The organism is Desulfothermus sp., assembly GCF_053993635.1.
The window spans coordinates 20,089-30,985 of sequence record NZ_JBMYBT010000141.1 but is presented as its reverse complement, the minus strand read 5'-3'; the positions used below and the strand labels follow the sequence as shown (position 1 = coordinate 30,985).

Sequence of the window (10,897 nt, the reverse complement as noted above, 5' to 3'; positions counted from 1 at the left end):
ATGCCATAACTATACCTCCTCTTAATTTTTGTTCCATTGAGAATACATAAGATTGTAAATACTGTCAACAAATCTATTCTTCACGAAATTTATATCAAAATTCCGCAAAAACACAAGGATTAGTTTTGTAGAAACAACTAGGCGACGACGTTATTCTTTTTGATCAAGAGATGGATCTGTTTTAAACTAAATTTAAGCTTGCAAGCAAATAAATTATTAAATATTGATTACAAAATCTAGCTACCCACTTATTTGGAGGAAGACATGAAAAAAATTGAAGCAATAATAAAACCCTTTAAATTAGACGATGTAAAGGAAAAATTAACTGAGATCGGGATAAAAGGAATGACTATAACTGAAGTCAAGGGATTTGGCAGACAAAAAGGCCACACTGAAATATACAGAGGAGCTGAATATGTGGTAGATTTTTTACCCAAAATAAAAATAGAAATCGTGGTTCCTGATGAAATGGTGGATGAAGTCATATCCACAATATTGGAATCTGCAAAAACAGGGAAAATAGGAGATGGAAAGGTCTTTGTAATTCCTATAGACGAGGTAATAAGAATTAGAACCGGAGAAAAGGGAGAAGTAGCAGTTTAATTTTAAAACCTAAAGAAGTAGGACTTGCATTTTGAAAAAATTGCGGATATAAGAAATTTTTTGGGCTTAAGTTCTTACTCAAATAATAAATGATTATTCTGAACCAAGTAAAGTAAATATCAAATAAATGGAGGACTTAAAAAATGGCCAGAGTTTGTGAAATATGCGGGAAAAGGACAAGGGTAGGTAATCACATAAGCCACGCTCACAACAAAAATAAGAGAAAATTCAAACCCAATATTCAAAAAGTCAGGGCACAATTACCAAATGGAGAGGTACGCAGAATCAAGGTATGCACAAGGTGTATTAGAAGCGGTGCAGTACAAAAGCCCGTTAAGGCTTAAATTTTAATTAAGAATCTTAATAGGGTTACCTAAAAAATACCCCAGCAACAATTTTTTTCAGAGGGCAGGGCTACAAAAAGTCCTGCCCCTTTATCAACTTAAGGTTATATCTCAAGTGCCCTAGTCAATCTATTTATTGTGCGTTCTTTTCCAAGCACCTCCATTGTTTCAAAAAGTCCAGGACTTGCAGTTTGTCCTGTTATGCATACCCTAATTGGCTGGGCCAGCAATTTAAACTTAATATTTTTCTCATTTAAATAATTTCTCATTAGATCTTCAAGTTGTTTTTGCTCAAATACTTCTATTTTTTTCAGCCTTTTTAAAATTTCCTCTAAGTGTGTTCTAACTTCTGGGGTGAGAAATTTATTAAGCAACTCTTTGGAATAGTTAATTTCTTCGTCTTTTAACACAAAAAAAGTGGCCTTTTCTGCCATCTCCACCATTGTGGTTGCCCTTGGCTGGAGGAGTGGAACGATTTTTTCCAAATAATCCAGATCATCGCAATTTATACCCTGTTTTGCCAGATACTTCCTCAGCAAAATAGCCAGGTCCTTTGGTGATTTTTTCTTGATATGCTGGCTATTTACCCATTTTAATTTTTCAGGGTCAAATACACTGGCAGAATTACTCAAATTTTTAATGGAAAATTTCTTTATAAGCTCGTCCACTGTAAATATTTCTTGATCCTTATATGACCATCCAAGCCTAACAAGATAATTTAATACAGCTTCTGGGAGATATCCAAGTTCCCTATATTCTAAAACTGATTTTGCACCATGCCTCTTACTCAATTTTTTCTTATCAGGACCAAGGATCATTGGAACGTGAATAAAATAGGGGACGTTATATCCCAGGGCCTCATACAATAATACCTGTTTGGGAGTATTGTTAATATGGTCATCTCCCCTCAAGATATGGGTTATTCCCATTGTGGCATCATCCACTACAACAGCCAGATTATAAGTTGGAGACCCATCTTCCCTTCTTATTACAAAATCATCTAACTCTTTATTATTAACAGAAATAGGACCTTTTAAGAGGTCATTAAAAGCTGTTTCTCCCTCAAGGGGAGTCTTAAACCTTACCACTCTTCCAGGGCCAGGGCCAAGATTAAGTTCTCTGCACTTGCCACTGTATTTTGGCTTTTCTCCACGCTCCATTGCCCTTTTTCTCATCTCTTCTACTTCTTCTTTGGTACACTGACAATAATATGCCTTTCCCTGATCTATAAGCATATCAATATGGTGTTGATAGATCTCAAACCTTTTTGTCTGAAAGTAAGGCCCTTCATCCCAGGTAAGGCCAAGCCACTCCATTGCCTCAATAATTGCCCTGGTCATTTCTTCAGAGGAACGCTCAAGGTCAGTATCTTCTATTCTCAAAATAAACTTCCCACCGCTATTTCTCGCAAGTAACCAGTTAAAAAGAGCTGTCCTTGCCCCACCTATATGTAGATGCCCAGTTGGGCTAGGTGGGAACCTGGTCACTACTTTAGACATAAATTATCCCCCTTAATAAAAAAATAAGGGCTTAAAAGCCCCGGTAAAAAAATTAAAACAAAATGATAAAATTAAACAGATTCAACATATTTTACATCTGGAATCTTCATTTTTAGAATCCGTTCAATTCCGTTTTTTAAGGTCATCTGTGCCATTGGGCATCCAGCACACGCGCCCTGTAATTTCACTTTAACAACATTATCATCTGTGACTTCTACCAGTTCCACATCACCGCCATCTGCCTGGAGTTGAGGCCTGATCTCTCCCAATATTTTTTCTACTTTTTCTTTTAACATTCTAAGGCTCCTTGTATAATTAAAATTAATTACTTTTATTTATATGAAATTAATAAATTAACACAAACCTTGTCAAGCTTGGCTAAAGCTCTCTATTTGACCTTAAGCATTTTATTGTCCACAAACCTTATACATTCACTCATCACCTTTTCTATTTTGTCAATTGACTTAAGGTTTATCTTGAGCTTTACGTAAAGGACACTATTTTTTGGAGTAAGGGCAATATGCATAATTCCCAGAGGCTCAAGGACACGTGCAAGAGACAAAATGGATTCAACATCTTTACTATTGTTTTTATACATTAAAATAAAAGGCCTTTCATTTATCTTTATTTTTTCCTTTTTCAAAAGGTGTGCGTTAAATATTTTTGGCATCCTGTAAGGAACTATTGCCTTTTTTATTACATGCACCTCATTCCCTATTTTTTCCTTTAGAAAAAAAAGTGTCTCTAGTCTATCGTACCCAGTAGTGATCAACGAAAAAGGATAATAAAGAACACTCTGCCTGGGCAACATAAAAACAGATGCACATATTTTTTTTAATCCTTTAACTTTAAAATCACCACTAAATCCCAAGGCCCCACCCAGCCATGTGTATTCTTTTTCTTCTGGATTTAGTCCTTTTTCTAAGGATTTTGAAACACCTTCTATAGCCCTGATATTCTTCCGATATCCAACATAATAGAGAATGGCAATCAGTATGGATATGCCAAGAAAAATTGCAAATTCCCAGCTAGAAATCGCTATATTTGACACACTTACCCCAAAATATTTCAAAAATTTTTAGTCGATTTTTCTGTAATACCATTTTTGTACCAGTTACAAAATAAACGCCAAACAAAAAATTTGTGGTTAGATTATAACAACTCCTTTGCAAATATTTCTGCAATTTCTATCATCTTGTTCCTAGGTGTAACATAATCTCGATAAAAGGGGATCTCCACTCTCTTAAAACCTTTTAGTTTATCCATTATCTTTTCCACCTCTTTGTCAGGGGATATTGGATCTGTCATCCCCTTTTTATTGCACACCATTAGATCCACTGAGATATCTATTGATGCCAAATCATTGATTATTTTTATTCCTTCCCTAATAGACAGTTCATCATAATTAACAACCAATATTTTTTTACAAAGCTCTGGGTTAGAAAATATATCTAATAGTTTTTTTGAGCTTTTTTCCTGTATCTCAAGCTCCTTAAAAACTATATCTTCCTCCTCATCACAGGCAATATCTTCACCAAATACTTGTTTACCTTTAATATGAACAAGTTGAGATCTCCTATTTAAGATCTTTTTTCTGAGCTTTTTTAATTTATCTATCCATAAGAGCGTTGTCTTGGGTAAAAAGAATATTTTTAACATAAGTCCAGTAGGTGGAGTATCAATTACAATGTAATCCACCTGCGAGCTCCAGATACTTATTAGTTCCTCAAGAGCAGAGACCATAGCATATTCTTCCATGCCAGGCGAATGTTTTAACACATCAAACATATTTTCAAGGTTTATCATTTGAAGATAATGATAATTTTTTTTCATTTTTAAAGATGATTCTTTAAGGAACTTTTTGAGATACAAATCCACATCAATTTCCTCTGCAATGAGGTTATCTGATATTTCTACTGGTCCAGATCTCGCAGTTATCCCGAAAAAATCAAAAAGATTATGGGCAGGATCAATAGAGGCAACAAACACTTTATTGAGGGATTTTGAAAGATATGTAGCAAAGCTTCCCGCGAGAGTAGTTTTGCCAACACCACCTTTCCCCAAAAAAAAGAAAAGTTTTTTCATTCTTTTAATTACCCAAAATCCAGAATATCAAACCAATCAGCAAAAATATCACCTAAGGCCTCTGACCGGCATATCATAATTTTTAGTTCCCGTTCCATATAAGGGAGAAGTTTTATTCCCAAATAAGATGGGGGCGCAGGCATGCCGGTAAGCGCCCCCATCAATATCAGGGCAAATACATTTTCCAATTCCTTGAGTTCAGCCTCAATTGCACGGGTACTTATATCTCGAAACCCTTTTGAAAAAAAGAGAAAACTCTCTTTTATTTTTTTCAACATATATCTTAGACCTTATCTGGTTCCAACTTTCTTTCAAGATCTTTTTCAGGTTTAAAGTAGTCGTATATCAATAGAAGATTTAGCGCCAACATTATCACCACCATTGCTCCCAAAATAATGGCTTTAACAGGATCTTTGGCGTAAAATGTGGGCACGGCTATAAACAAGTACCACACCATGGCAAGTGATACTGTAACCCAGAGTAATAAGGCAGGAATAAGCACATTCATTCCCTTTGACTTTTGAACCCTTATAACCCATGCAGCTCCAGTCATAAGAGCAATGGATGCAAGCATTTGATTTGCGCCACCAAATGCAGGCCACAACATTGTCCACGCCCCACTCCATGCAAGACCAATCCCTATAGCTGCGGGAATAGTAGAAGCAACCCAGCGATTTGTAATGAAATTATAAAAGTCTGGCGATTTTTCTTTAATGGGTTCAAAAATTTCAGCAAAGGTATAACGGGCAAGGCGATTTGTAGTATCCAGTGTAGTCATGGCAAAGGAAGCAACCCACATAGATGCCAGGATTACCAGAAAACTTTTTGGCAAATGTAGTACAGAATTGGCTACTGCTGCATATGATTTTGAGAAAATCCCTATAGGACCTCCAACGGATTTTGCCACCCCAATATAGTTTCTAGCAAAATCTGCAGCATTGGTAGTTAAAAGAGAAGCTTTTTCTGGAGCGACTACTGAAAGTCCGTAAGTACTGATAGCAGCTACAACTATAGTTGACAAAAATCCCTCGGTAAGCATACCTCCATAGCCAATAAATAGGCCATCTTTTTCAGATGAAATTTGTTTGGAAGTGGTCCCTGACGCCACAATTGCGTGGAAACCAGAAAGGGACCCGCAGGCAACAATAAGTGGAATAACTGGCCAAAATGGGGTTGGTTTTCCTGCAATTATAGGAGCACTATACACAGTAATAGCGGGAAGTTTAACAGGAGAAAATGCCACTAACAATGATATACCGCCCACTAAAAGTCCTCCTACCAAGAGCCATGCGTTTAAATAATCCCTGGGCTGAAGGAGTACGTGCACAGGAATTGAAGCAGCTACAATGATATATACAAAGAAGACCACCATCCAGGTTGTATAACTAGCTGATAAGGGAAATTTATCTCCCAGAATAATAGATATTATTAGCAGAATAATTCCAATCACAGTGGCGAGCCTGAAATCCATTTTGACCTTATAGAGAAGGTATCCGAGAATAAGCGCAGAAAAAATCTTAAAAATATAGGCACTTGGCACAGCCGGCTGTTTTACATAGAGTTTGCCAAGAACTGCACCAAAAGCTGCTACCACCAGGATTAAAACAAAGAAAATAAACCATGCAAAGACATAACCTGTTCTTTTTTTGATTACTTTACCCGCAATCCACTGAATAGAATGTCCGTCGTAACGCACTGATGACATTAAAGAGAGATAATCATGGACTGCTCCAATAAAAATATTTCCCAGCCATACCCACAAAAGCGCTGGTAACCATCCCCATGCAAGGGCGATAGCTGGTCCAACAATGGGGGCAGCACCTGCAATTGAAGCAAAATGGTGACCAAAAAGCACGTACCTGTTGGCAGGAACAAAATCGACCCCATCATACAGACGCTTTGAGGGTACATCAACATCTGATTCTCTTACAACTTCCTTTCTCAAATACCGCCCATAAGTATGATACAAAATAATATAAAGTAATACCCCACAACCTATTAAAATAGTCGAATTCATACATCACCTCCTGCTAAAATTACAAAATAAATCTTACTGAACTTATCAGTTAAAATTTACTTCACCTATGACAAATTGTAAAGGGCAAAGTCGGGCTAACCACTGATTATCATTTTTTTCTTACTGGTCAATTTCAATTGATCAAAAAAACTTAAAACCACCTTGCATTATTAGCAAAAAAAGATTACACATTAAATATAAACTAATTTTCATAATGGTCGAAAAAGATATATAGAAAAAAGTCGTAAAGGGGGGGATTATGATTGAAAAAATAGGAGAATCAATTATTACTAATTTATTTGGAACTTACGAAAATGACAAAAAAAATACGAACCTTATAAACAAGGCAGTGCTTGATGCAGTTACAACGAATTCTCAAGAAATAACCATGGCAGCTAAACAGATAAGCTCAATATATGCTGAATTGAGCAAGACTGAAGGAGAGGAAGTACTTTCAGGATTTAGAGAATATATTCAAAACATGGCAGAAAATTATGATACTAAAACCAGTTCTTTTACTACTCTTTTATGGAAAGATATGCTACAGCATGGAGATAAACAAGGGCTTTCTTCTCTATTTAAAAATTACTCTTCTCTTCAGGGAAATGATAAAGAGCTTGGCAATCTTTTTATGGGACAAGCTGTTTTTACATATGAAAAGTTTGGATATAGTACTGCTTCTAATTATGTTAGATCTATTAACAAAATATTTTCTCTTGCTAAAGAAAGTAAAGATTTAAAAGATACCTTGAAAGAGTTTTCTTCTACTTGGAAAAATATTTCTAATTTAGAAGATGTTCCTTTAGAGGAAAGACTGAATAGTTTAGAAGATTTTGCTAATGATATAAAAAACAGTAATTCACTAAAAGACATTCAAAATTCAATAGAAAATTATAAAAATAACCTTGCTTGAACTACAGCTAGATTTTACCAGGTGTTATTTGAAATTTTTCCTGCAACCCAATCAATACAGTATGACCTTTAGCCTATATAGTCGTTTTTTAACAATGAAAGAAAAATATATAAAAAACTTGCAACTCTCGAAATTTTAATATAATTTTGTTTTTTATGAAAGTTACTCCTGAACAAACCATTTCTGAAGAGTTTTATCAGTTATCTATTCCTATTCTTGAAAGTTTTCCCAAATTCAGGCCACCTCTTAATCTCTATTATTTTAATGAAAAAGTTAACGACCTTCAGCTATATGTAAAAAAAGGAGATAGGCTTTCAAAAGAAAAACAGGAAGAACTATTTAATCTTTGCAAGAAGGGAAACATCTTTGTAGCAAGATCTGATTTTCCAGTGTATTCTGAACATATAAGTAAACAGCTCGACCTAATATTACAGGATACAAACCTGCGTGAATCAGAAGTTGCTGAAATACTCTGGAAGGGAATACCAGAAAATCTCAAACTCTTTTATGTCCAACCTGTAAAGGTGGTATTGAACAACATATTACCTAACATCATGGTAATAGCTGAATACCTAAAAAATGACCCGCACAAGATAGTTAGATTGATAAATCGAGTAAGGCCTTCTGAAGAATTATGGATTCAGGCCACAAATGTCCTAATTATTGGTCTTGGAGCTTATTTAAGAAGTTATGAAGGAGAAATTGACAATAAAGTCTTATATTCCCTTGTGATAGGGCTGTCTATGACTTACATAGGCAAAACCAAACTTCCAGTCCACCTCCTCAATAAAAAAAATTTAACATTAGATGAAGAGAGACAATATAGGCAATATCCCTTAATTGGAGCAAAGATTTTAAACAACCACGGGGTAAGACAAAAGTTAGCCCTACAATGTATCATGGAACACTGTGAACGATTAGATGGCTCTGGATTTCCACAAGGACTATCTGGAAATGAGATAAGCCTTCCAGGAAGGATAGGAGCCATTGGATCAGCTTTTAACGAAATATTATGCACTTATAAAGAAGTAAATAGTGATGTGATAAAAAAAATAATACAACAATTGTCTCAACAACCCGAAAAATATGACTCAAAACTTGTAAATGGCCTGCTTACTATAACCATCAGATTATAACATCAATCAAAATCTGCCAATAGGCTTCCAACATGCAATCTGTTACCTAGGGAATATTGATTAAAGTCATTTCTGATCCTCCACACTGCTTGCTGCAAATGATCAGATGTAATACCATTTTTAAGGGCCGTATATGCCTCTATAAATGCAGCAATATTGTCACAGACCTTTAATGTTTCACCATCTTTGGGCTCATATTGGTCATAGTTATATTTCTCATATAACATCTGCCAGGTAACTTCCTTTGTTTCATTATTTATTCTAATAACAGATATAAATTCTGAACCCACATCGATTCCAAGCAAATATCTGAGCTCCTCAGCAATAAATCGATAACCACCCATTTCAAGGACTTTAAATATTCGTCTTTCCAACTCTGTTGTTTCGTATTCCTTAATAAAATCACCAATTTTTCTAACAGATCTCTTTACAGGAGATATTATGTCCCTTGTAAGTAATTCAGGTAGATCATGAAAAAGCCCACTAAAGAAATTATTGATTGCCATGGATTTACATCCTCCCATGGAAACAGTAAAAAAATATGCATAACACGCTACAATAAACATGTGTCCCAAAACAGAAGTCTCAGGAATCCTTGGGGTCTGAGACCATCTCTTTTGAAATCTCAATTGTCCACATTGGAATATAAATTTTTTTAAGGGCGAAGGGTTAGATTCTATTATTGCAGGTACTCCTTTAATATGATCAAATCTTTTTAAATTATTTACGAAATTCTTATCGATTTCATCTATTTCCTCATCCCATTTGTTTAGTCCTTTCAGTAAATTAAATTCCCACTGGCTGGCGCAAAGATGCGCACTGAGAAGGATTTCCCTAGCAAGGGAATTTTGCTCCTCTAAAAAATAGGATCTGAATTTGTTCCAAAAATCTTCACCAATGGGTCTTAGCTTAGGTTCTAAATTCTCAAATACCCAATCTGTGAGTTGTTTGTAGTGAACAGGGTTAGATTTTATTTTATAAAATATTGGAGGCTTTATATCTGTAATAATAAGTCTATATAGGTATTCAAATATCCCACCCTGGATAACTTCTAAGGCTAGCTCTCTCCTATCATCCGGGGACAGATCTCTAGAGTTTAAACAAAAAAGAACCCACGCAATTATCATCTTGTGGGCCTGTTTATCCACCTCCCATAGTTCAAAGGGCCTTAATTTATCGTTCCATCTTCGCATAAAAGAACCAGAAAAAATTAGTTGTAAAAGACTCTTTCTTATAGTAGCCATAAGATCTCCCTTTTATATTTCATTTTTCTAGACAGATAAATAATTGCACATAAAAAAGTCAATTTAAATATCCCTTGACAACCTATTTTTATAGGGCTATAAGTTCTCTTTCTGTTCGAGAGCGGCACAATATAGAATAGAAAAGCAAATGAGGAGTCCAAGATGAGTCAATTTAAAACCTATAGTCTTCCAAAGGAAAAAGCTCTTGACCAAAGAAAGTGGTATGTAATTGATGCCTCAGGTCAGGTTTTGGGTAGACTGGCAACAAAGATAGCCGTGAGGCTGAGGGGAAAACATAAACCAGATTATACCCCACATGTGGACAATGGAGACTTTATTATTGTCATTAATGCAGATAAGGTCAAGATTACAGGCAGAAAGTTGGATCAAAAAAAATATTATCGCCATTCTGGATATCCAGGCGGGATTAAAGAGATTACCCTTAAAAAGCTGCTTGAAGAAAAGCCTGAAAGAGTAATCTACAACGCAGTAAAGGGCATGTTACCCAAAAATAGGTTGGCCAGAAAGCAGCTTACAAAATTAAAAATTTATGCAGGTCCTAACCATCCCCACACTGCACAAAACCCCATTGTATTGGACTAAAACCAATAAAATTGGAGAATGACATATGAGCCAAGACTTTTTCTACGGTACAGGAAAAAGAAAATCCTCAATTGCCAGAACAAGATTGTATCCTGGCACTGGGAAAATAGAGGTCAATGGAAGACCAGTTGAAGAGTATTTTCCAAGAGAAACCCTTAGAATGATTATAAATCAGCCCTTAAAATTGTTAAACTTGGAAGGTAAATTTGATATAAAGGTAAATGTTAAGGGTGGAGGAATCTCAGGCCAGGCAGACGCAATAAGACATGGTATTAGCCGGGCATTGTTAGAATATGATCCAGAGCTCAGGAAACCACTTAAGACAGCTGGATTTTTAACAAGGGATGCCAGAGTAAAAGAGAGGAAAAAATACGGACAACCCAAGGCAAGGAAAAAGTTCCAATTCTCAAAACGTTAATATTTGTTTGTAAGTCAAGAAATTTAAAAATTCAA

Annotated in this window: 13 protein-coding genes; 6 read left to right on the top strand and 7 right to left on the bottom strand. The window is 35.5% G+C overall.

Features of this window, described 5'->3' with window-relative positions:
- The first annotated feature begins 264 nt into the window (after window positions 1-264).
- Together ACY2V1_RS10635 and rpmB are read left to right on the top strand one after the other, a co-directional pair.
- Window positions 265-603 (top strand): P-II family nitrogen regulator, encoded by a 339-nt coding sequence (locus ACY2V1_RS10635; RefSeq protein WP_461834776.1) that lies wholly within the window; start codon window positions 265-267, stop codon window positions 601-603.
- Window positions 604-746: 143 nt separating this feature from the next.
- Window positions 747-947 carry a 50S ribosomal protein L28 gene (gene rpmB, locus ACY2V1_RS10630; protein ID WP_461834775.1) on the top strand — a complete coding sequence of 67 codons (201 nt, stop codon included), beginning with the start codon at window positions 747-749 and terminating at the stop codon, window positions 945-947.
- A 104-nt stretch (window positions 948-1,051) separates the two neighbouring features.
- Here the strand turns inward: rpmB and gltX are convergent, their stop codons facing one another.
- From gltX to ACY2V1_RS10600, 6 genes are all read right to left on the bottom strand, one after another.
- The gene (gltX, locus tag ACY2V1_RS10625) at window positions 1,052-2,446 is read right to left on the bottom strand and encodes a glutamate--tRNA ligase (RefSeq protein WP_461834774.1); all 1,395 of its coding nucleotides are present in this window, start codon (window positions 2,444-2,446) and stop codon (window positions 1,052-1,054) included.
- A gap of 71 nt (window positions 2,447-2,517) precedes the next feature.
- Window positions 2,518-2,742, bottom strand: coding sequence for a NifU family protein (locus ACY2V1_RS10620; protein WP_461834773.1), 225 nt, complete (start codon window positions 2,740-2,742; stop codon window positions 2,518-2,520).
- Between the two features lie 92 nt (window positions 2,743-2,834).
- The gene (locus ACY2V1_RS10615; protein ID WP_461834772.1) at window positions 2,835-3,497 is read right to left on the bottom strand and encodes a hypothetical protein; all 663 of its coding nucleotides are present in this window, start codon (window positions 3,495-3,497) and stop codon (window positions 2,835-2,837) included.
- 101 nt (window positions 3,498-3,598) lie between these two features.
- The gene (locus ACY2V1_RS10610) at window positions 3,599-4,531 is read right to left on the bottom strand and encodes an ArsA family ATPase (protein WP_461834771.1); all 933 of its coding nucleotides are present in this window, start codon (window positions 4,529-4,531) and stop codon (window positions 3,599-3,601) included.
- Window positions 4,532-4,539: 8 nt separating this feature from the next.
- A complete protein-coding gene (locus tag ACY2V1_RS10605; protein ID WP_461834770.1) occupies window positions 4,540-4,809 on the bottom strand; it encodes a DUF7990 family protein in 270 nt (89 codons plus the stop codon).
- Between the two features lie 5 nt (window positions 4,810-4,814).
- Window positions 4,815-6,548 carry a carbon starvation CstA family protein gene (locus ACY2V1_RS10600; protein WP_461834769.1) on the bottom strand — a complete coding sequence of 578 codons (1,734 nt, stop codon included), beginning with the start codon at window positions 6,546-6,548 and terminating at the stop codon, window positions 4,815-4,817.
- Window positions 6,549-6,807: 259 nt separating this feature from the next.
- Here ACY2V1_RS10600 and ACY2V1_RS10595 point away from each other — a divergent pair, with 259 nt between their 5' ends.
- Window positions 6,808-7,461, top strand: a complete 654-nt coding sequence (locus ACY2V1_RS10595) for a hypothetical protein (RefSeq protein WP_461834768.1) — start codon at window positions 6,808-6,810, stop codon at window positions 7,459-7,461.
- Window positions 7,462-7,616: 155 nt separating this feature from the next.
- Window positions 7,617-8,597 carry an HD-GYP domain-containing protein gene (locus ACY2V1_RS10590; protein WP_461834767.1) on the top strand — a complete coding sequence of 327 codons (981 nt, stop codon included), beginning with the start codon at window positions 7,617-7,619 and terminating at the stop codon, window positions 8,595-8,597.
- Between the two features lie 2 nt (window positions 8,598-8,599).
- On the opposite strand, the gene ACY2V1_RS10585 is transcribed toward ACY2V1_RS10590, so the two are convergent.
- Window positions 8,600-9,841, bottom strand: a complete 1,242-nt coding sequence (locus ACY2V1_RS10585) for an HD domain-containing protein (RefSeq protein ID WP_461834766.1) — start codon at window positions 9,839-9,841, stop codon at window positions 8,600-8,602.
- A 162-nt stretch (window positions 9,842-10,003) separates the two neighbouring features.
- Here ACY2V1_RS10585 and rplM point away from each other — a divergent pair, with 162 nt between their 5' ends.
- Window positions 10,004-10,444: a 50S ribosomal protein L13 gene (gene rplM, locus ACY2V1_RS10580; protein WP_461834765.1), complete on the top strand. Its 441-nt coding sequence runs from the start codon at window positions 10,004-10,006 to the stop codon at window positions 10,442-10,444.
- Between the two features lie 25 nt (window positions 10,445-10,469).
- Window positions 10,470-10,862: a 30S ribosomal protein S9 gene (rpsI, locus tag ACY2V1_RS10575; protein WP_461834764.1), complete on the top strand. Its 393-nt coding sequence runs from the start codon at window positions 10,470-10,472 to the stop codon at window positions 10,860-10,862.
- Window positions 10,863-10,897: the final 35 nt, after the last annotated feature.

Bases quoted from the DNA above. Each gene is read 5' to 3' on its own strand.
- ACY2V1_RS10620 (WP_461834773.1), bottom strand. From the start codon at position 2,742: ATGTTAAAAGAAAAAGTAGAAAAAATATTGGGAGAGATCAGGCCTCAA.
- ACY2V1_RS10590 (WP_461834767.1), top strand. From the start codon at position 7,617: ATGAAAGTTACTCCTGAACAAACCATTTCTGAAGAGTTTTATCAGTTA.
- gltX (WP_461834774.1), bottom strand. From the start codon at position 2,446: ATGTCTAAAGTAGTGACCAGGTTCCCACCTAGCCCAACTGGGCATCTA.
- ACY2V1_RS10585 (WP_461834766.1), bottom strand. From the start codon at position 9,841: ATGGCTACTATAAGAAAGAGTCTTTTACAACTAATTTTTTCTGGTTCT.
- rpmB (WP_461834775.1), top strand. From the start codon at position 747: ATGGCCAGAGTTTGTGAAATATGCGGGAAAAGGACAAGGGTAGGTAAT.
- rpsI (WP_461834764.1), top strand. From the start codon at position 10,470: ATGAGCCAAGACTTTTTCTACGGTACAGGAAAAAGAAAATCCTCAATT.
- ACY2V1_RS10610 (WP_461834771.1), bottom strand. From the start codon at position 4,531: ATGAAAAAACTTTTCTTTTTTTTGGGGAAAGGTGGTGTTGGCAAAACT.
- ACY2V1_RS10635 (WP_461834776.1), top strand. From the start codon at position 265: ATGAAAAAAATTGAAGCAATAATAAAACCCTTTAAATTAGACGATGTA.
- ACY2V1_RS10605 (WP_461834770.1), bottom strand. From the start codon at position 4,809: ATGTTGAAAAAAATAAAAGAGAGTTTTCTCTTTTTTTCAAAAGGGTTT.
- rplM (WP_461834765.1), top strand. From the start codon at position 10,004: ATGAGTCAATTTAAAACCTATAGTCTTCCAAAGGAAAAAGCTCTTGAC.
- ACY2V1_RS10595 (WP_461834768.1), top strand. From the start codon at position 6,808: ATGATTGAAAAAATAGGAGAATCAATTATTACTAATTTATTTGGAACT.
- ACY2V1_RS10600 (WP_461834769.1), bottom strand. From the start codon at position 6,548: ATGAATTCGACTATTTTAATAGGTTGTGGGGTATTACTTTATATTATT.